The sequence below is a fragment of the Arthrobacter sp. genome (assembly GCF_031988865.1).
Classification (GTDB): Bacteria; Actinomycetota; Actinomycetes; order Actinomycetales; family Micrococcaceae; genus Arthrobacter_B.
In genome coordinates, this window is record NZ_DALZXY010000042.1 from 1 (window position 1) to 19,270 (window position 19,270).

Below are 19,270 nucleotides of genomic sequence, written 5' to 3' on the forward strand. Positions count from 1 at the left end.
GCACCGCTGCGGTGTTTCATAATTCTATTTCATCTTTCCGGTTTTTGCAATTCGGGATAATCCCGGATTTTGCTCTAACCGACAAGATTTCCCCACGCTAAAACGGAAGCCATTTTCAGCCAAGGCCGAAAGCAAAGCTTCTGTTCCAGTTTGGGGTTTGGCCGCCATGCGTCGGGCGCTCCGTGTATCTCGTGGGCGTCCCGGCTGCGGCGACTTCCTAAACTTTACACACACCTCGACCCGCGTGCAAGCCGGAAGGAGTGTGACGTCATGCACTCCGCGCAGCCGGCCGGCGGAAACACTTCAGGGCAGGCATCGGATGCCTGCCCTGAAGTCTCTCTAAGCCTGGCCCGGTGCCTTAGGCCCCTGAAACAACGGCGGTTGCGAGGGTGCGCTTGCCCCGGCGCAGCAGCAGGTACTTGCCGTAGAGCAGTTCCTCGGTCCCAATCACGGCGTCGATCTCCGTGACCTTGCGGTTGTTCACGTAGGCACCACCCTCGTTGACCGTCCGCCGTGCGTCCGAGTTGGTCTTGGACAGCCCGGTGGCAACCAGCAGGTCGATGATGCCGAGTCCGTCGGCGCTGACCTCGGCCCGCGGAAGTTCGGAGGTGGCCGCAGTGAGCGTTGCTTCGTCGAGCTCATCCAGCGATCCCTGGCCGAACAGTGCGGCGGACGCGGCGATCACCTTATCGGTGGCCTCGGTTCCGTGGACCAGCGAGGTGACGTCGTAGGCCAGGGCCCGCTGGGCCTCGCGCTTATGCGGGGCCTCGGCCACGGCGCGCTCGAGTTCTTCGATTTCCGTCTTGGTGCGGAAGGTGAAGACCTTCAGCCGGTCAATGACATCGGCGTCGGACGTATTGAGCCAGAACTGGAACATGGCGTACGGGCTGGTCATCCGGGGATCGAGCCAGACGGCGTTGCCCTCGCTCTTGCCGAACTTGGTGCCGTCCGAGTTGGTGATCAGCGGCGTACCCAGCGCATGAACGGTGGCGCCTTCAACCTTGCGCACCAGCTCGGTACCGGAGGTGAGGTTGCCCCACTGATCGGATCCGCCGGTTTCCAGGACGCAGTCGTAATCGCGGAAGAGCTGGAGGTAATCCATGCCCTGCAGCACCTGGTAGCTGAATTCAGCGTAGGAAATGCCGTCGTCGGAGTTCAGCCGCGAGGCGACGATTTCCTTCTTCACCATGGTTCCGACCCGGAAGTGCTTGCCGATCTCCCGCAGGAAGTCGAGGGCGCTCATCGGCGCCGTCCAGTCCAGGTTGTTCACCATGCGGGCAGCGTTGTCGCCCTCGAAGCTGAGGAACCGCTGGACCTGACCCTGCAGGTAACCGACCCACTCGGCAACCGTTTCCTTGGTGTTCATGGTGCGTTCCGCCGTCGGGCGCGGATCCCCCACCAGGCCGGTCGAGCCGCCGACCAGGGCAAGCGGCTTGTGGCCGGCCAGCTGGAGCCGGCGCATGGTCAGCAGCTGGACCAGGTTGCCCAGGTGCAGGCTTGGTGCGGTGGGGTCGAAGCCGCAGTAATACGTGATGGGGTCTCCGCTGAGTAGCTTCTCAAGTTCCGCCTCATCGGTGGAGAGCTTGATCAGCCCTCTCCACTTCAGTTCCTGCCAGATGTTGGCGAAGGTCGGATCGTTCTGCTGGGCTACGAGGCCCTCGGAGGTCTGGGTATTCTGTGGCACGCCTTCTAAATTATCAGGATTCGGTGCCGTCGATACCCGCCGGGATGCCGTGCTCCGCAATAAGTCGCAGCCGCTGGGTGGGACGCGTCATGGCGACGTACAGATCCCCCACCTTCCCGGCCGCCGCGGTCAGCAGCTCCGAGGGCTCCAGGATCACGACGCCGTCGAACTCCAGACCCTTGGCCTCGCGCGGGGAAATGACCACAATGTCCTGGCTCATGCCCCCGGCGCCCGTGCCGACCCGGTGCCCGTAGGCTGCGGTAACAGCCCGCCGGACTTCCTCCAGCCGGTGGTCCTCGGTGATGACGGCGAGCAGGCCGCCCTCGAGTGCCTCCAGGTCCTGGGGCAGCGTCTCCATCAGCCGCTCGATCAGACCGCCTTCGGTCACGTTGTCCAGGAACGGAGGCCAGAGCCCGTCACGGACGGCCTTGGGTGCAGAGACCACCAGCCCCGCGGCATTCGCCATCCGCACCGCTGCCTCGGCAATCTGCGACGGGGTGCGGTAGTTGACGGTAAGTTCCTCGAGCGTCCAGCGCTCACCGACGAACGGTTCCAGTGCCTGCTGCCAGGACGTGGCCCCGGCAGTGGAACTTGTCTGCGCAATGTCCCCCACCACGGTGAAGGACTTCAGCGGGCAACGGCGCATCAGCAGGCGCCACTGCATGGCGGAGAGCTCCTGCGCCTCGTCCACCACCACGTGCCCAAAGGCCCAGGTGCGGTCGACGGCGGCGCGGTCCGCGGCGGTGAGCCGTTCTTCCGCGGCCATGTTGTGGTTGGCCAGGTCTTCGGCGGAAAGAATGCCGTGGGCACCTGAGTCCTCGAGGAACCCTTCGGTGTTCTCGATGGCACGCTCGGCGTTGGCGAGGTCCCGTTTCCGGGCCTCTTCCAGCATCGCGCTGTCCCGGCCCGCGGACGGGTCGAGGTCACCGAGGAGCTCGGCGGCCTCATCGAGGAGCGGAATGTCCGCTTCCGTCCAGGGCGCGTCGAGGCTCCGCATCAGTGCTGCGCGTTCCGCGTCGGTGAGTTCTGGAGCGGCGGCTTCGAGGTGGCCGGGCTTGCTGAACAGTTCGCTGATCAGCTTTTCCGGCGTCAGCGGCATCCAGCACAGGTTCAGGGCCACCCGCACGTCCCGGGCGCTGCGGACGTCTTCGGCCAGGTACGCACGGTCGGTGCTGTTGCCGGCGCCGGACGATTCTTCCAGGACTTCGGTCAGCTGGTCGGTGAGTTCGCGCAGCAGGATCTTCACGAACGTCACGCGGGCTTCGTTGTGCGGTTTGCCAGTGGCGCGTGCGCGGTCCCGTGCCCGCTGCACCTGCTTGGGGGTCAGCGTGATCATGGTGCCGTCCACATTCAGCCGGCGCGGTTCGGCAAGGATCCGCTCGCGGTTCGCGACAGCGCGGGAGACGACGTCGGCCATCGAGAGCCGGCCCTTGACCTCGGCGGCGGCCGCGGAGTCCGTGCCGGTGACGGTGATGCCGGGCATCAGCTGGCTCAGGCTAGCCATCACGACGCCGGTCTCACCCAGGGACGGCAGCACGCGTTCGATGTAGCGGATGAAGGCATTGGAAGGCCCCACCAGGAGCACGCCGGCGGACTTCAGGCGTTCACGGTGGGTGTACAGCAGATAGGCGGCACGGTGCAGGGCGACGGCGGTCTTGCCGGTGCCGGGCCCGCCCTGGACAACCAGGGTTCCCGGCAGCGGGGCGCGGATGATCCGGTCCTGCTCAGCCTGGATGGTGCCGACGATGTCCGACATCTGGCCGGTGCGCTTGGAGTTCAGCGCGGCCAGCAGGGCGCCTTCGCCCTGCAGGTTCTCGCCGTCTTCGAGCATGGAATAGTCCAGCACGTCGTCTTCGAGGCCTTGGACGTCGCGGCCCTTGAGGATCAGGTGCCGGCGCCGGCGGACTCCCTGGCGTTCGAACGCGGTGGCCTGGTAGAAGGTCCCCGCTTCCGGAGCGCGCCAGTCCACCATCAGCCGCTGCAGGTCGGCAGTGGAAAGGCCGATCCTGCCGATGTAGCGGGTCTCGCCGTCGTCGAGATCCAGCCGGCCGAAGACCAGGCGGTCGTCGACGGCGTTCAGCTGTGCGAGGCGGTCCTCGTACATGGTGGCGAAGGCGTCACGTTCGGACCGGTTCTGGTGGGAACCGGCTGAGTGGCTGCGGCGGACCTGGGCGAGCTGGTCGCTTTTTTCCTCGCGCAGCTCATCAAGTCGGTGGTACAGGCCGGCCACATATTGGCGCTCGTTTTCGAGCTCCGCATGGGCCGAAGACGTTTCAGGCATGTTCGCGTTCCCTCTCGCAAAGGCAGACCGTCTATCTTACCGTCAATTGGCACATTTTCCATGCCCTGTCCATAGAGCGTGCGGACGCCGCGCCCTGAAGGCCGAATTCGATCCTCCAGGCGCGGCCTAAGGACGGAACTAGTAGGTGATCAGGGACCGGATATTGTGGCCGGCCAGGGCGTCACGTCCGCCGAGATCACCCAGTTCGAGGACGACGCCGAAGCCCGCGACACTGGCCCCGGCGCTCTCGATCAGGCGGGCTGCCGCGGCGAGGGTCCCTCCGGTGGCCAGGACGTCGTCGAGGATCAGGACGCGGGCGCCGGCGGGGATGTCTTCGACATGCAGTTCGAGGCTGTTCGTCCCGTATTCCATGTCATAGGTCTCGGTGTAGGTGGCGCGCGGCAGCTTACCGGGTTTGCGGATGGTGATCACGCCGCGTTCGGAGGCGTAGGCAGCTGCGGCGGCCAGCAGGAACCCGCGGGCTTCGATGCCGGCAACGAAGTCGAACTGCCCCTCGTAACCGGCCAGCAGGGCATCCACCATCGCGCGCAGTGCCGGACCGTCGGCGAAGACCGGCGTCAGGTCACGGAAGGTGATGCCGGGCTTGGGGTAATCGGGAACCACGGCACCCAGGCGGTCGATGGTTTCTGCAATGGGTTCGGTGACGGAATCGGTGGGAAGTGCTGAGCTGTTGAGCGGCTCAGGAGCGGTGTCTTTCACCCGTCCACCATACCGGCATGGCGCACTCCGGGCCGTGTTCCGCCGCTTGCTCCTGCGGGCGACGGCGGCCTAGGCGCGTTTCGCGGTGGCCCCGCCGGGCCGCACCCGTGTCCGCTGCACGGCGGGCCGGTACTTCGAGACGGTCGGTTCGCCCGACAGCCAGAAACGCCAGGGATAGGCTCCTCCCCCGCCTTCACCGCTGACGCCCACCCGGGGTCCGCGCGATATCCGTTCCTCCGGCACGGGCTCTGGCGGCAGTTCCAGGCGGAGCGGTGCAGCGAAGACATCCGCGCCGTCGAGGGCGCGGTTGATTCCCAGGGCCTGGGCCAGGCGTGCCGGCCCGCGGGCCAGGTCCAAGGGGGATTTGGGCTGTTTGCGGCGCCGGGAGGCGGTCTCGTGTCCGTCGATGATCTCACCGGCCCGCAGCAGCAGCCCGGTGGCCTGGCCCGCTTCACCGCAGACCACGTTGGCGCAGTAGTGCATGCCGTAGGTGAAGTAGACGTAGAGGTGCCCGGCCGGGCCGAACATCGTGGCGTTCCGCGGCGACTGGCCCCGGAAAGCGTGGGAGCCGGGGTCCGCTTCCCCGAGGTAGGCCTCCACCTCCGTGATCCGGACCGCCACGTTTCCGTCCTCGGAATCGTGGTGGAGGACGGCGCCCAGCAGCCAGGGCGCGGCGTCGGTGGCCGGGACAGCCAGTCGGCTGCGCTGCTCTGCGAGATCCTGGTGCCTCAGATCCATGCCTCGACGGTAGCAAGACAGGTGGGCACCCCAAAAACCGGCGGTGCCACGGCTGCGGAGCGCGGGGGCAGGAAGCCGGGTGCCGAAGGGCCCGGAACTGCGGAGCAGGGATCAGAGGGAGGCGCGGTAGAGGGCTTCGAGCGCCCGCAGCCGGTGCGAGTTCGGGTGTGGAGAGTCTCCCTGCAGGCGGAAGGCCGCCGAGTCCAGTGCCAGGTGCCAGGCCGCCATCAGGGCAGCGGTGTCATCCGGGCTCCCGGTCTGGATCTGCTGCCGGATCCGCAGTTTTCCGAGTCCGTCCTCCTCGTGCACCGTGAGGTCGGGGCCTTCGCCGCGGAACAGGTTCCCGCTGGAGCTTTCGACGGCGGCGCTGATGTCCTCGGCGGGGGCGTTGTACCAACGTTCGAAGACCAGTGTTTGTTGCTCCGCAGTTTTTTCCAAAGTTCCCATTGTGGGCGAGACGTCGAACTCCCGGGAGTATGCGTCGCGCAGGGCCCGCCACTGCCCCGGCTCCCCCGGCGCTGGTGCATCACCGGCTGCCACCGCCGCGAACCCCAGCAGAATTCCCTGCCAGCCGGCACTGCCTTCCGCCAGGAAATCCGCGGTGTCTGTCCGGGCCCGGAACTGCAGGAGGGCTCCGCCGCCGGATTCCAGCACCTGCCATTCGAGCACGGATTCTTCACCGAGTTCATCGTCCCAGGTAATCTGCAGGCTGCTGCGCGGAGACAGCTGCAGGACGGTCCCGGACGCACTGCCGCTGCCCAGCTCCAGCGTGTATTCCTTGCCCAGTTCCCAGTCCGGGGTTACCGGGCCAAGCCATTGGCCGACTTTCCGCGGATTGGTCAGGACATCCCAGATGTGCGCGGCGGGATAGTCGAACTGCTTCTCGAAGGCCAGGGCCCAGCCATCGGTGAGTTTCTCAATACGGCCGCTGGGGACCGAAGTGTCATCCTGCCCGGAGCGGCTGGATGGTGACGCTGATTCAGGCATGACCAGCCTTCCCGTGGGTGGAATTTGCTGCAGTACCTACCCTAGGGTGGGCGCGTCCCATCGGGAAGGCTGGCCCCTAACGCTGGGGAATCCCGGCCGGCCATGGCAGCAGTACCGGCAGGGCGACGCCGTCGGCGTCGGCGTCGGCATCGGCGCGCAGGCTGTCCAGGCTGGGTTGCCGTCCGGCCAGCCAGGCGGCGATGTCGGTGGCCATGCCGTTGACCGAGACGGTCCGGGCCCCGCCTCCGATAGTGCGTGGCAGGTGGCCCAGGGGCTGGAGTCTCAGCCGCAGGTCATCCGGCACGCGGGCCGAGAGGAAGCTGAACAGGTGCTCGGCGAAGGCAGGAGTCCAGGTATCCGGGTCGACGCCGATGTCCAGGTCCGAGAGGTGAATGACCAGCTCCCGCCAGAGGGCTTCCGCGCCGTCACGCACCGTTCCGCCGCGGTAGGAAATGGGAGCTGCCCAGCCTGCCTGGTCCAGCGCCCGGAACCGGTCAAGGACCTGGCCGGTTCCGCGGGCCAGCACTTCGCGGTGTTCTGCGGCGGAACGGAGGGCACCCCGTTCGATGGCCTGATTCCGCCCGTCCATCCCGCCGTCGTAAAACTCGATGGTCTCCCCGCGTTCGGCGTACTCCACCTGCCGTGCCATGGCGGCGCACACTCCGGCGAGATGCGCCAGGACATGCCCGCGGCTCCACCCCGGAAGGCGCGACGGCGCTGCGGCCTGTGCATCGGTGAGCGGCGGCAGGTGCCGGAGCAGTTCCGCGGCGGCGGCGTCGAGGGCGGCCAGCAATTCGGTGTTGGTCTGCTCAGTCATCCGCACAGCGTAGCCCGAACAACACCCTGTGGGGACCCCGGCCGTGCGGGGGATGGCGTCAGCGCCCGTCGAGGGGAGGAAGCCGGTGCCGGATGTGGTTGCGGTCCGCCCGCGCCTGCCAGAATTCGGTTTCCACCGGTTTCAGGGCGTAGAGCTGCCACACGGGGTTTGGTGTGCCGTCCGCGCCGGGCCGTTCATCCCAGTCTGCGGCGGAGGCTTCGTCCGAGAGCGGCACGACGCTGCCCGCAACCCGCACCTGGCGGCCCAGCGCCTGCCAGAAGAAGTTCATCGCGGCCCGCGGGTTGGCCGCCAGCTCCCGGCCCTTGCGCGAGGTGCGGGCGGTGGCGAACTGCCAGCCGTCGTCGTCGATGTCCTTCAGGATCAGCATGCGGGAGGACGGGCTGCCCGCTGTGTCCGCCGTGGCCAGGGAAAAGGCGTGCGGCTGGGGCACGCCGGCCGCCAGGGCCTCGTCCAGCCAAAGCCGGAAGAGCTCGGCGGGATCTGCCGGTGCGGCGGCCGGGTCAAAGTCCGGGAGTTCTGCCGGGAAATCGGGCAGGGCGCGAAGCTTGCGTCGGAACTCGGGATTGGGCATGGCGTCCACGCTAGCCCCTGCGCAAAACAAGAGGCCAGTTACGGCTGCTTTGAGGCGGGCTCAAGCAGCCGTAACCGGCCTCTCGATGGGAAGGAGTGCGGCTACGCGGCGAAACCGCGGACGGCGTCGAGCTGCCGCTTCAGCTCGGCAAGCTGGGTCTCGACGGCGGAACGCGCCGTGCCGCCCTGCGAGCTGCGGCTGTCCAGCGACCCCTCGGTCGAAAGCACCGTACGGACCTCCGGGGTGAGGTGTTCCGAGATTCCGGCGTACTCCTCATCGGTCAGGTCCCAGAGTTCGACGCCGCGGGATTCGGCCAGTTTCACGGCGGCACCGGAGAGCTCGTGTGCCTCGCGGAACGGCACACCCTGGCGCACCAGCCATTCGGCGATGTCGGTGGCCAGCGCGAAGCCCTGCGGGGCGAGGGACTGCATGCGTTCGGTGTTGAAGACCAGGGTGGCGATCATGCCGGAGACGGCCGGGAGCAGCAGCTCCAGGGTGTCAGTGGCGTCGAAGACCGGTTCCTTGTCTTCCTGCAGGTCCCGGTTGTAGGCCAGCGGCAGGCCCTTGAGCGTGGCCAGCAGTCCGGTGAGGTCACCGATCAGGCGGCCGGCCTTGCCGCGGGCCAGCTCGGCGACGTCCGGGTTCTTCTTCTGCGGCATGATCGAGGACCCGGTGGAGAACGCGTCATCGAGCGTGACGAAGGAGAATTCCTTGGTGGCCCAGAGGATGATCTCCTCGCTGATCCGGGAGAGGTCGACGCCGATCATCGCGGCGACCCAGGCGTATTCGGCATAGACGTCGCGGGACGCCGTGCCGTCAATGGAGTTCCAGGCAGCGGAGTCGAAGCCGAGGTCCGCAGCCACCGCGTTGGGATCCAGGCCCAGGGATGATCCGGCCAGGGCACCGGAGCCGTACGGGGAAACCGCCGCGCGCTTGTCCCAGTCGGCCAGGCGCTGCACATCGCGCAGCAGGGCCCAGGCATGGGCCAGCAGGTGATGGCTGAGCAGCACCGGCTGGGCGTGTTGCAGGTGGGTGCGGCCGGGCATGGCTACCCCCAGGTGCGCATCTGCCTGCTCCACCAGGGCGTCGATGGTGGCCAGGACCCCGGAGGCGACGATGCGGGCATGGTCGCGCAGGTACATCCGGCCAAGGGTGGCGATCTGGTCATTGCGGGACCGGCCGGCGCGGAGCTTGCCGCCCAGCTGCGGGCCGGCGCGCTCGATCAGTCCGCGCTCGAGTGATCCGTGGACGTCTTCATCCGTGTCCGCCGGGAGGTAGGCCCCCGAACGGACATCGGCGTCGAGCGCGTCCAGGGCCGCGAGCATGCCGGCGAGCTCGGCGTCGTCGAGCAGTCCTGCCTTGTGCAGCACCCGGGCGTGCGCCCGGGAGCCTGCAATGTCATAGCCGGCAAGCCGCCAGTCGAAGTGGGTGGACTTGCTCAGGGCGGCCAGGGCGTCGGCCGGACCGCCGGCGAACCGGCCGCCCCAGAGTGCGCCCTGGACCGTTGACCCGGCGCCGGAGGCACCCGGCTGCCCGGCAGGTGTTTCGATTGGCGGCTTGCCATTGCTCATTGCTTACTTACCTTCTGCCAAACGCTGGTCGCGGCCCGAGGCCACCTTGGAGGACATGCCGAACAGTTCGATGAACCCGCGGGCCATGGACTGGTCGAACGTGTCGCCGGTGTCGTAGGTGGCGAGGTTGAAGTCGTACAGCGAGGAATCCGAGCGGCGGCCGGTGACCGTTGCGCGGCCGCCCTGCAGCTCCATGCGGATATCGCCGGTGACGTACTTCTGGGTGTCCAGGATGAAGGCATCGAGGGAGCGCTTCAGCGGGGAGAACCACTGGCCGTCGTAGACCAGTTCGGTCCAGCGCTGGCCAACGGTGCCCTTGAACCGGGCCTGCTCGCGCTCGACGGTGACGTTTTCGAGTTCCTTGTGCGCGGCCATCAGGGCCATCGCGCCGGGGGCTTCGTAGATTTCGCGGCTCTTGATGCCGACCAGGCGGTCTTCGACGATGTCGATCCGGCCGATGCCCTGGGCTCCGGCGCGGCGGTTCATTTCCTCGATGGCCTGCAGCGGAGTGACGGGCTTGCCGTCGATCGCCACGGGGACGCCTGCTTTGAAAGAGATGACAACTTCGTCAGCGGGCAGGCCGGCAGCGGGATCCGAGGTGTATTCGTACACGTCCGGGGTGGGGCCGTTCCAGATGTCTTCCAGGAAACCGGTTTCCACGGCGCGTCCCCAGACGTTGGCGTCGATGGAGAACGGGTTCTTCTTGGTGGTGACGATCGGCAGGTTCTTTTCCTCGGCGAAGGCGATGGCCTTGTCGCGGGTCAGTGCCAGGTCGCGGACCGGTGCGATGCACTTCAGGTCCGGGCCCAGGGTCTGGATGCCGACCTCGAAGCGGACCTGGTCGTTGCCCTTGCCGGTGCAGCCGTGGGACACGGTGGTGGCACCGAACTGGCGGGCAGCTGCCACCAGGTGCTTGACGATCACCGGGCGGGAGAGCGCGGAAACCAGCGGGTAGGAATCCATGTACAGGGAGTTGGCCTGCAGGGCCGGCATGCAGTACTCGGCCGCGAACTCGTCCCGTGCGTCGGCCACGTAGGCTTCCACGGCACCGCAGTCGAGGGCACGCTGGCGGATGGTCTCAAGCGACTCGCCGCCCTGCCCGACGTCGACCGCCACGGCGATGACTTCGGCGCCGGTGGCCTCGGCGATCCAGCCGATGGCCACTGACGTATCCAGGCCACCTGAGTAGGCCAGAACAATACGTTCGCTCACGAATGTGCTCCTCTTGCGATTGGCAGCGTAGGTGCTGCGTTGGTTGAAAAGTTGGTTGAGAAATGGGGAAAAGCTTGGTTTCTACAGTATTCGATTGTCCGGTGCCTGCCCGCTGGCGGTCGCCTCATCGGCGATGCTCAGGAAACGGGCAGCCAGTTCGGCGCCGCCGTCCGGCTCCCTGGTAACCAGCAGGACGGTGTCGTCGCCGGCCAGTGTGCCCAGGATGGACGGCATCACGGAGTGGTCGATGGCCAGGGCCAGGAAGTTGGCTGCCCCGGGCGGGGTCCGCAGCACCACGATGTTCCCGGACGCCTCGGCCGTTACCAGCAGCTCTCCGCAGAGCCTGGCCAGCCGCGCGTCGAGCACTTCCGGGCTGACGCCCGACTGCGGGGTCCGCTCCCCGCCTTCGGACGGGACGGCGTAGACCAGCACACCGTCCTTACCGCGCATACGCACGGCCCCCAGTTCCACGAGGTCCCGGGAGAGCGTGGCCTGGTTGACCTGCACGCCGTCGTCGGCCAGCAAAGCGGCCAGCTCAGCCTGCGACCGCACCGACAGGCCGGTCAGCAGCGCACGGATGCGTGCCTGCCGGGCCGTCTTGGTGGTCGGCATGGTCATACGGCGCCCTCCGGCACCCCGGTCAGTCCGGACTTGGCCATCAGCCAGAGCATCAGGGCCTTCTGGGCGTGCAGCCGGTTCTCGGCCTCGTCCCAGACCACGGACTGCGGACCGTCGATCACATCGGCGGAGATTTCATAGCCGCGGTAGGCGGGCAGGCAGTGGAGCACGACGGCGTTCTCCGCGGCCTGGGCCATGGCGGCGCTGTCCACGGCGTAGTTCCGGAAGAGCTCCTGCCGGGCGGCTTTTTCGTCCTCCTGGCCCATGGACACCCAGGTGTCGGTGGCGACGACGTCGGCTCCGGCCAGGGCTTCGGCGGCGTCGGTGGTAATCAGCACCGATCCCCCGGTTTCCTCGGCGCGGGCGGCGGCGGCGTCGACAACCAGCGGGTCCGGCAGGTAGCCCATCGGCCCGGCGACCCGGACGTGCATACCGGCGGTGACACCGGCGAGCAGGTAGGAGTTGGCCATGTTGTTGGCGCAGTCCCCCAGGTAGGTCAGGGTCAGGCCGGCCAGGGTGCCTTTGTGCTCGCGGATGGTCATCAGGTCCGCGAGGAGCTGGCAGGGGTGGTAGTCGTCGGAGAGCGCGTTGATCACTGGCACGGAGGAGTTGGCGGCCATTTCCTCCAGCCCGGACTGTGCGTAGGTGCGCCAGACGATGGTGGACACCATCCGCTCCATGACCTTCGCGGTGTCCGCGACGGATTCCTTGTGGCCCAGCTGGGATTCCCCGGCGCCGATGATCAGCGGCACGCCGCCCAGATCGGAGATCCCGGCGGCGAAGGAGATCCGGGTGCGGGTGGAGGTTTTGTCGAAGATGACTGCCACCGTCTTGCGTCCGGTGGAGTCCCCCGCGTACGGCTGGTATTTGTAGCGGTCCTTCTTCAGCGCGTCGGCGAGGTCCAGGACTTCGGCCTGCTCGGACTGGCTCAGGTCGGTGTCAACGAGGAAATGGCGGGTCATGACTGTCCAATCTTGGCTGCGGCCGCCAGGATGGCGGGGAGTTCGTCGAGGAAGCTGTCGGCCTGGTCCGGGCCGAGGATCAGCGGCGGGGCCAGCCGCAGGGTCCGCGGGCCGGTGGCATTGATGATGAAGCCGGCCTCGAGCGCTGCAGTGACGGCGGCCGGGGCAATGTCCTGTTCCAGGTCGATGCCGATCAGCAGCCCGCGCCCGCGGACAGCGGAAACGCCCTCCACATCCTGAAGGGCGGCGCGCAGCCGGTCCCCCGTGGCGTTGACGTTGGCCAGCACATCCTGGGACTCGATGGCAGCCAGCGTGGCCAGCGCGGCCGCCGTCGCCACCGGGTTGCCGCCGAACGTCGTTCCGTGCTGGCCCGCGGTGAGCAGGGCGGACACCTTGTCCCCAAACGTGATGAGCCCGCCGATCGGGAAACCGGCGCCCAGTCCCTTGGCGAGGGTCATGGCATCCGGCAGCACGCCAACGGATGCGAACCAGGTGCCGGTGCGGCCAATGCCGGTCTGCACCTCGTCGAAGACCAGGAGGGCGCCGGCGGCGCTGGTGATCTCGCGGGCGGCCTGCAGGTAACCCTCCGGCGGCAGGTGCACGCCGGCTTCGCCCTGGATCGGTTCCATAAACACGGCGGCGACGGTCTCATCCACCGCGGCGCGCAGGGCCTCGATGTCGCCGTACGGAATGTGTTCGACGCCGGCGGGCAGCGGTTCGAACGGCTCGCGGTAGGCGGCCTTGGCGGTCAGTGCCAGCGCGCCCATGGTCCGGCCGTGGAAAGCGTGGTCCATCGCGATGATGCGGGTGCGTTCCGGGGTGGAGTTTCGCCGCGCCAGCTTGAAGGCGGCTTCGATGGCTTCGGTGCCGGAGTTAGAGAAGAACACCTTGGAGCCCTCGGGTGCCTTCGCCAGCTGCAGGAGCTTTTCGGCGAGGGCAATCTGGGTAGGGCTGGTGAAGAAGTTGGAGACATGGCCCAGGGTGTTCAGCTGGCTGGCGACCACCGAGGTCACGAACGGGTGGGCATGGCCCAGGGCGTTGACGGCGATTCCGCCGAGCAGGTCAAGGTAGGCCTTGCCATCGGCGTCCCAGACGTAGCATCCGTGCCCGCGCACCAGCACCCGCTGGGGTGTGCCGAAGACGCCCATCAGCGACTTGCTGTAGCGGGCCAGCCAGTCGCTGCCGGAGCCGGTCAGCTCCGCGAGTACGGGTGCGGCCGGAACGATATCCGCTCCGGGGGCCTTGGGAATGGTGCTCATACCTGTTCTCCGTCCGGAACGATCTGGGTGCCGATGCCGGCGGTGGTGAAGACTTCCAGCAGCATGGAATGAGCCATCCGTCCGTCCACGACGGCGGCACGGTCCACGCCGCCGTCGACCGCTGCGAGGCAGGCTTCCATCTTGGGGATCATGCCGGATTCCAGCGTGGGCAGCATTTGGCGCAGCTCACCTGCCGTGAGGGCGGAGATCAGGGAGGACTTGTCCGGCCAGTTGGCGTAGAGGCCTTCGACGTCGGTGAGGACCACCAGCCGGGAGGCGCCCAGGGCGACGGCGAGGGACGCGGCTGCCGTGTCGGCGTTGACGTTGAGGACCTGGCTGGTGAGCCCGCCGGCGGCGTCGATTTCCGGTGCCACGGTGGAGATCACCGGGATCCGGCCGGCTTCGATCAGGTCCAGGATGGCTCCGGGGTTCACGCCGACCACTTCGCCGACGAGTCCCAGGTCCACTTCTTCGCCGTCAACGATGGTCCCGGTGCGGACGGCCTGCAGCAGGCCGCCGTCTTCGCCGGAGAGGCCCACGGCGTAGGGGCCGTGCGAGTTGATCATGCCGACCAGTTCGCGGCCCACCTGGCCGGTGAGGACCATCCGGACGGCGTCCATGGCTTCGGGCGTGGTGACCCGCAGGCCACCCTTAAATTCGGATTTGATGCCCAGCCGGGCCAGCAGGGCGCTGATCTGCGGCCCTCCGCCGTGCACCACCACGGGGTGCACGCCCACGTGGTGCAGGAAGACGATGTCCTCGGCGAACGCCTGGCGCAGTTCGTCATTGACCATGGCGTTGCCGCCGTATTTGATCACCATGGTGCTGCCGGCGAAACGCTGGATCCAGGGTAGGGCCTCGATCAGGGTGGCGGCTTTGTCCTGCGCCGTTTCCTGAGCCTGCTGGGTGGCTGTGCTCATCTTCGTCCTGCCTAGCTGCTGTATGCCGAGTTTTCGTGGACGTAGTCCGTGGTCAGGTCATTCGTCCAGATAGTTGCCGATTCGGTGCCGGCGCCCAGGTCGATTTCGACGCTGACGGCCCGTCCGGTGAGGTCCACGTCTTCACGGGGATCCCCGATGCCGCCGTTGCGGCAGACCTGGACTCCGTTGATGCTCACGTTGATCTCCTCCGGATCGAATGCGGCATCGGTGGTGCCGACGGCGGAGAGCACCCGGCCCCAGTTGGGATCGTTGCCGAAGATAGCGGTCTTGAAGAGGTTGGAGCGGGCGACGGCGCGGCTGGCCGTTTCGGCGTCGGCGACCGTGGCGGCGTTGAGGGTGGTCACGGCGATGTCGTGGCTGGCGCCCTCGGCGTCGGTGATCAGCTGCTGGGCCAGGCTGTGGCAGACCTCGGTGAGGCCGCGGGTGAATTCACCGGTGTCCGGAGTGGTGCCGGACGCGCCGGAGGCCATCAGCAGCACGGTGTCGTTCGTGGACATGCAGCCGTCGGAATCGGTGCGGTCAAAGGTGACGGCGGTGGCGGCGCGCAGGGCGGCGTCGAGCGCCGGTGCGTCCAGCAGGGCGTCGGTGGTCAGCACGACCAGCATGGTCGCCAGTCCCGGGGCCAGCATGCCGGCTCCCTTGGCCATGCCGCCGATCCGGTAGCCGGTGCCGGCAAAGCCGGCCTGCTTGGAGACGCTGTCCGTGGTCATGATCGCTTCCGCGGCCAGGGCGCCGTTGTCCGCAGCCAGGGCCTGCACGGCGGCTTCGGCGCCGGGCAGCAGCTTCTCCATCGGCAGCTGTTCACCGATCAGTCCGGTGGAGCAGACCACCACGTCGCCGGCGGAAATGCCCAGCAGGCCGGCCACCTTTTCGGCCGTGGCGTGGGTGTTCTGGAAGCCCTGGGCACCGGTGCAGGCGTTGGCGCCGCCGGAGTTCAGGAACACGGCGTCAGCCCGCCCGTCGGAAATCACCTGCCGGGACCAGTGGATCGGAGCAGCCGCCACCCGGTTGCGGGTGAAGACGGCGGCTGCTGCCTTGGCGGGGCCGTCGTTGACCACCAGGGCAGGCCTTCAGTCCGGCGGTGACGCCTGCTGCGCGGAACCCTGCAGGTGCGGTAACGCCGGTGACTGCCGGGGTGGTGGTGTTCGTGTCGGTGCTCATTACGGTGCTACTCCCTGCTGGGTGAGCCCGGCGCCTTCCTCGAGGCCGAGCGCGATGTTCATGGACTGGATGGCGCCGCCGGCGGTGCCCTTGGTGAGGTTGTCGATCACGGCGGAGACGATCACGCGGCCGGCGTGCGGGTCCAGGACCAGCTGCAGGGCGGCGTAGTTGGATCCGACGACCATTTTCGTGGCCGGCCACTGTCCCTCCGGGAGGACGCGGACAAAGGGCTCGTTGGCGTAGGCGGATTCCCAGGCCTGGCGCAGGTCATCGGCGCTGACGCCGGGGCGGATCTTCGCCGTGGCGGTGGTGAGGATGCCGCGGGCCATGGGGGCGAGCGTTGGGGTGAAGGAGATCGAGACCTGCTCCCCCGCGGCAGCCGACAGGCCCTGTTCGATTTCGGGGGTGTGCCGGTGTCCGCCGCCCACTCCGTAGGGGCTCATGCCGCCCATGACTTCGGAGCCCAGCAGATGCGGCTTCGCTGCCTTGCCCGCGCCGGAGGTGCCGGAGGCGGCGACGATCACGACGTCGTTGGGCTCCAGCACACCCGCGGCGAAGCCGGGCGCGAGGGCGAGCAGCGAACTGGTCGGATAGCAGCCGGGGACGGCAATCCGCTTAGCGCCTCGGAGCTTTTCGCGGTGGCCGGGCAGTTCGGGCAGGCCGTAGGGCCAGCTGCCGGCGTGCGGGGAACCGTAGAATTTCTCCCACGCCGCGGGGTCGGTAAGGCGGTGGTCCGCTCCGGCGTCGATCACCAGCGTGTCCGGGCTCAGCTGCGCGGCGATTTCGGCGCTGGCACCGTGCGGGAGCGCCAGGAAGACGACGTCGTGCCCGGCGAGATGTTCCACCGTGGTGTCCACGAGGACGCGGTCGGCCAGCGCGTGCAGGTGCGGCTGCAGTTCACCCAGCCGGGAACCGGCGTTGCTGCGGGCGGTGATCGCGCCAATTTCGACGTCGGGGTGGCCCGCGAGCAGGCGCAGGACCTCTCCCCCGGCGTAGCCACTGGCCCCTGATACGGCAACGGAAATCGTCATGTGCACCACCCTACAACAACTTTATGCAAGGGTCTTCATATTTATGCATAGGTGTGGAAATGTGAAGACCGGTTTTCCTGCAGCCCCCAGCCGCCGGGCCTACGATGGTTCCCAATCGAAGCGCGGACCGCTCACCGGTGCGCAACCCCAGCGGAAGAGGCAAACCATGCACAAAGCCATTGTCGTCCCATCAGCCGGCGGACCGGACGTTCTGCGCTATGAAGACGTGGATCTGCCGGTTCCAGGCCCGAACGAGCTGCTGGTGAAAGTGGCTGCTGCCGGCGTCAATTTCATCGACACGTACCAGCGCAGCGGTGTCTATCAGATGAAGTATCCGTTTATCCCGGGGGCCGAAGCCGCCGGCACGGTGGTTTCCGCCGGCGTCGACGTCGCGGCTTTCCAAGCGGGAGACCGGGTGGCTACCGCCGAAGGCCACGGCACCTACGCCGAGTACATGATCCTGGATGTGGACAAGGCGCTGCCGGTGCCACGCGGAGTCTCCAGCGAGGTGGCCGCGGCTCTTCCACTGCAGGGCATCACCGCCCATTACCTGTGCAATTCGACGTACCCGGTGCAGTCCGGGGAAACGGTCCTTACCCATGCCGGGGCGGGCGGCGTCGGCCTGCTGCTGATCCAGCTGCTGAAGGCCAAGGGCGCCACCGTCATCACCACGGTCTCCAACGATGAGAAGGAAAGTCTCGCGGCCGGTGCGGGCGCTGACCATGTGCTGCGCTACGACGGCTTCGCCGACCGCGTCAGGGAACTCACCGACGGGCACGGCGTGGACGTGGTGTTCGACGGCGTGGGCAAGGCGACGTTCGACGGGTCCCTGGCCAGCCTGCACCCGCGCGGCATGATGGTGCTCTTCGGCGGAGCCTCCGGGCAGGTGCCTCCGTTCGATATCCAGCGGCTGAACGCCCTGGGATCCCTCTACCTGACCCGGCCGACCATGAGGGATTATCTGCTCAGCGCCGAGGAACGGCAGTGGCGGGCGCGGGAACTGTTCGAGATGGTCGAGGCCGGCACGCTGAATGTGCGGATCGGGGCCACCTATCCCCTGGCGGAAGCCGCTCAGGCGCAGGCGGATCTTGAGGGGCGGAAGACGACAGGCAAGGTGCTGCTGGTTACGTAGGTTTGGGGGCGCTTGGGCAGCCGACACGGGTTCCCACTGTTAGTTGCCTGGAGTGACTGGCGTGACCCCATCCGCCACGGGAGGTTACATAGAGTGGGAACGCGTGTCGCCGCGGCCTGGTCTGGCTGGTCGTGGCTGGCATGGCCCGGCTCTGACTGGCAGCCCGGCAAGGGCCCGGGCTGCCGGGCTGGCTGGAAGTTCCTCCCGCTTGGGCGCTTTCCCTCCGGTTTGGGAATTTTCGGCCGATTTGGGATTTCCCTCCGGCGCGCCGTGGCAGGGAAATCCCAATCCGGTCGATTTTGCCCAAAACGGAGGGGTTTCGACCTCGACTCGGGGCTGGGGATACGTAGTTTCCCACTCATCGTTACGGGAGTGACGGGCGAGAGCCGACCAGCAACAGAGGCCACACTCAGTGGGGAAACTGCGCAGCCATCATGCGGAGACCTCTTTAGCCTGAGGCTCCCCAGCTACGGCCAATGGATCGGCTGGGCAGGGGGCGGGGCCACCCGGCTGAATTCTCGGTCATGTCAGCCTTACAGATGGTAGACAGATTCAATGAAGCGATACCTCGTAAGCGCAGGTGCGTGTCTCGGCGCCATGATGCTGGGCAGAGGAGACCTGCGCATGGCCGACGGCGGCGCTCCCCTTCCGTTGGCAGCAGCCATGTTCGCAGCCGGCACGGCGCTTCTGCTCTGGGCGTTCACCGCTCATTACCGGCCGACCAGGGCTGCCGACCCGAAAGGACCAGGCCCGGTTAAAGGGTCCGGACAGCGCCATGAAGACCTTTGAGGTCTCGAATGAGATCACGATGCTCGACGCCGCAACAGCCACCTTGGCCATCACCGGGGTACTCTGCGGCAACCTCATCGGTCTTCCGCCGGACTCGCAGTTCGCCCAGCTTGTCCTGATCATTTTCGGGCTCAACACCCTTATCCTTCTCATCCGGGACCCGCCGGGCGGCCGGCCGACAGGAAAAAGTCCGGACGATTCAGCCCACGCTCCGGCGCCTGGCAGCTGCCGGAGCGTCCATGGCATTCGTTGTGGCCATGACCATTTACGCCAGCCTGATTCCGGGGCACGGTTGGATAGCAACCGGCCTATTGCTGGTCGGCACGGGTTCCAGCGCACAGTTCCTGGTGCAGGACCGGAAGCTGGAGCGCTAACCTCGCTGGGCCAACCTCTGGAAGGAGCGGCTGCAGGCTATGGAACCTAACCCTCAGCGGGACATCTTGGCACAGCGCATCCGCGAGGCCTTGGCCTCCCACCCTGATGTCCGGGAAAAGCGGATGTTCGGGGGTATGGCCTTTATGGTGGACGGCGGTCTGGCTGTCTCGGCAGGACGGGACGGAGACCTGTTGGTGCGGGTGGATCCGGCGCAGTACCAGGAACTCCTGGCTGCCGGCGGACAGCCGGCCTATATGGGAGAGCGCCGCCCGATGGGCCGGGGCTGGATGAAAGTACCCATGGACACGATCGCGGAGGACGAAGCACTGGCCTGGTGGATCGCCGTCGGGCGCACGTCCCGCAGGTCCTAGCGGTTCCAGCGGACCCTGACGGGTGCAGT

At 67.4% G+C, this 19,270-nt stretch carries 17 protein-coding genes and 1 pseudogene; 3 read left to right on the forward strand and 15 right to left on the reverse strand.

What is annotated here, in order from left to right; translation table 11 throughout:
• Positions 1-358: 358 nt before the first annotated feature.
• From tyrS to argC, 15 genes and pseudogenes are all read right to left on the reverse strand, one after another.
• Positions 359-1,684, reverse strand: coding sequence for a tyrosine--tRNA ligase (tyrS, locus tag RTN46_RS09305; RefSeq protein WP_312180789.1), 1,326 nt, complete (start codon positions 1,682-1,684; stop codon positions 359-361).
• A gap of 13 nt (positions 1,685-1,697) precedes the next feature.
• Positions 1,698-3,965, reverse strand: coding sequence for a UvrD-helicase domain-containing protein (locus RTN46_RS09310; protein ID WP_312180791.1), 2,268 nt, complete (start codon positions 3,963-3,965; stop codon positions 1,698-1,700).
• Positions 3,966-4,103: 138 nt separating this feature from the next.
• On the reverse strand, positions 4,104-4,619 hold the full coding sequence (locus tag RTN46_RS09315; protein ID WP_312180827.1) for an adenine phosphoribosyltransferase: 516 nt from the start codon (positions 4,617-4,619) through the stop codon (positions 4,104-4,106).
• 135 nt (positions 4,620-4,754) lie between these two features.
• The gene (locus RTN46_RS09320; RefSeq protein WP_312180793.1) at positions 4,755-5,423 is read right to left on the reverse strand and encodes a DNA-3-methyladenine glycosylase; all 669 of its coding nucleotides are present in this window, start codon (positions 5,421-5,423) and stop codon (positions 4,755-4,757) included.
• 111 nt (positions 5,424-5,534) lie between these two features.
• A complete protein-coding gene (locus tag RTN46_RS09325; RefSeq protein ID WP_312180795.1) occupies positions 5,535-6,410 on the reverse strand; it encodes an SRPBCC domain-containing protein in 876 nt (291 codons plus the stop codon).
• Positions 6,411-6,486: 76 nt separating this feature from the next.
• Positions 6,487-7,227: a maleylpyruvate isomerase family mycothiol-dependent enzyme gene (locus RTN46_RS09330; protein ID WP_312180797.1), complete on the reverse strand. Its 741-nt coding sequence runs from the start codon at positions 7,225-7,227 to the stop codon at positions 6,487-6,489.
• 58 nt (positions 7,228-7,285) lie between these two features.
• On the reverse strand, positions 7,286-7,819 hold the full coding sequence (locus RTN46_RS09335) for a pyridoxamine 5'-phosphate oxidase family protein (protein ID WP_312180798.1): 534 nt from the start codon (positions 7,817-7,819) through the stop codon (positions 7,286-7,288).
• Positions 7,820-7,920: 101 nt separating this feature from the next.
• Positions 7,921-9,390, reverse strand: coding sequence for an argininosuccinate lyase (gene argH / locus RTN46_RS09340; RefSeq protein ID WP_312180800.1), 1,470 nt, complete (start codon positions 9,388-9,390; stop codon positions 7,921-7,923).
• Positions 9,391-9,393: 3 nt separating this feature from the next.
• Positions 9,394-10,602 carry an argininosuccinate synthase gene (locus RTN46_RS09345; RefSeq protein ID WP_312180802.1) on the reverse strand — a complete coding sequence of 403 codons (1,209 nt, stop codon included), beginning with the start codon at positions 10,600-10,602 and terminating at the stop codon, positions 9,394-9,396.
• Between the two features lie 81 nt (positions 10,603-10,683).
• The gene (locus RTN46_RS09350) at positions 10,684-11,220 is read right to left on the reverse strand and encodes an arginine repressor (protein WP_312180803.1); all 537 of its coding nucleotides are present in this window, start codon (positions 11,218-11,220) and stop codon (positions 10,684-10,686) included.
• On the reverse strand, positions 11,217-12,182 hold the full coding sequence (gene argF, locus RTN46_RS09355) for an ornithine carbamoyltransferase (protein WP_312180804.1): 966 nt from the start codon (positions 12,180-12,182) through the stop codon (positions 11,217-11,219). The genes RTN46_RS09350 and argF overlap by 4 nt, the downstream gene beginning before the upstream one ends.
• Positions 12,179-13,441: an acetylornithine transaminase gene (locus RTN46_RS09360; protein ID WP_312180805.1), complete on the reverse strand. Its 1,263-nt coding sequence runs from the start codon at positions 13,439-13,441 to the stop codon at positions 12,179-12,181. Before RTN46_RS09360 ends, argF begins: the two co-directional genes overlap by 4 nt.
• The gene (argB, locus tag RTN46_RS09365) at positions 13,438-14,361 is read right to left on the reverse strand and encodes an acetylglutamate kinase (RefSeq protein WP_312180806.1); all 924 of its coding nucleotides are present in this window, start codon (positions 14,359-14,361) and stop codon (positions 13,438-13,440) included. Before argB ends, RTN46_RS09360 begins: the two co-directional genes overlap by 4 nt.
• Positions 14,362-14,372: 11 nt before the next feature.
• Positions 14,373-15,543: pseudogene (gene argJ, locus RTN46_RS09370) on the reverse strand (bifunctional glutamate N-acetyltransferase/amino-acid acetyltransferase ArgJ).
• Positions 15,543-16,574 carry an N-acetyl-gamma-glutamyl-phosphate reductase gene (gene argC, locus RTN46_RS09375; protein WP_312180808.1) on the reverse strand — a complete coding sequence of 344 codons (1,032 nt, stop codon included), beginning with the start codon at positions 16,572-16,574 and terminating at the stop codon, positions 15,543-15,545. Before argC ends, argJ begins: the two are co-directional and overlap by 1 nt.
• Before the next feature lie 166 nt (positions 16,575-16,740).
• Between argC and RTN46_RS09380 the strand changes: the two genes are divergently transcribed.
• The 3 genes from RTN46_RS09380 (at position 16,741) to RTN46_RS09390 (ending at position 19,241) form a co-directional block, all read left to right on the forward strand.
• Positions 16,741-17,706, forward strand: a complete 966-nt coding sequence (locus RTN46_RS09380) for a quinone oxidoreductase (RefSeq protein ID WP_312180810.1) — start codon at positions 16,741-16,743, stop codon at positions 17,704-17,706.
• A 1,028-nt stretch (positions 17,707-18,734) separates the two neighbouring features.
• Entirely contained in the window at positions 18,735-18,869 is a 135-nt protein-coding gene (locus RTN46_RS09385) for a hypothetical protein (protein WP_312180812.1), read from the forward strand.
• A gap of 39 nt (positions 18,870-18,908) precedes the next feature.
• Positions 18,909-19,241, forward strand: a complete 333-nt coding sequence (locus RTN46_RS09390; RefSeq protein WP_312180813.1) for a TfoX/Sxy family protein — start codon at positions 18,909-18,911, stop codon at positions 19,239-19,241.
• Positions 19,242-19,270 lie beyond the last annotated feature (29 nt).

Coding starts and splice junctions, on each gene's coding strand:
- RTN46_RS09310 (WP_312180791.1), bottom strand. CDS start 3,965: ATGCCTGAAACGTCTTCGGCCCATGCGGAGCTCGAAAACGAGCGCCAA.
- RTN46_RS09320 (WP_312180793.1), bottom strand. CDS start 5,423: ATGGATCTGAGGCACCAGGATCTCGCAGAGCAGCGCAGCCGACTGGCT.
- RTN46_RS09325 (WP_312180795.1), bottom strand. CDS start 6,410: ATGCCTGAATCAGCGTCACCATCCAGCCGCTCCGGGCAGGATGACACT.
- RTN46_RS09330 (WP_312180797.1), bottom strand. CDS start 7,227: ATGACTGAGCAGACCAACACCGAATTGCTGGCCGCCCTCGACGCCGCC.
- RTN46_RS09335 (WP_312180798.1), bottom strand. CDS start 7,819: ATGCCCAATCCCGAGTTCCGACGCAAGCTTCGCGCCCTGCCCGATTTC.
- argH (WP_312180800.1), bottom strand. CDS start 9,390: ATGAGCAATGGCAAGCCGCCAATCGAAACACCTGCCGGGCAGCCGGGT.
- RTN46_RS09350 (WP_312180803.1), bottom strand. CDS start 11,220: ATGACCATGCCGACCACCAAGACGGCCCGGCAGGCACGCATCCGTGCG.
- argF (WP_312180804.1), bottom strand. CDS start 12,182: ATGACCCGCCATTTCCTCGTTGACACCGACCTGAGCCAGTCCGAGCAG.
- RTN46_RS09360 (WP_312180805.1), bottom strand. CDS start 13,441: ATGAGCACCATTCCCAAGGCCCCCGGAGCGGATATCGTTCCGGCCGCA.
- argB (WP_312180806.1), bottom strand. CDS start 14,361: ATGAGCACAGCCACCCAGCAGGCTCAGGAAACGGCGCAGGACAAAGCC.
- argC (WP_312180808.1), bottom strand. CDS start 16,574: ATGACGATTTCCGTTGCCGTATCAGGGGCCAGTGGCTACGCCGGGGGA.
- RTN46_RS09380 (WP_312180810.1), top strand. CDS start 16,741: ATGCACAAAGCCATTGTCGTCCCATCAGCCGGCGGACCGGACGTTCTG.
- RTN46_RS09385 (WP_312180812.1), top strand. CDS start 18,735: ATGGCATTCGTTGTGGCCATGACCATTTACGCCAGCCTGATTCCGGGG.
- RTN46_RS09390 (WP_312180813.1), top strand. CDS start 18,909: ATGGAACCTAACCCTCAGCGGGACATCTTGGCACAGCGCATCCGCGAG.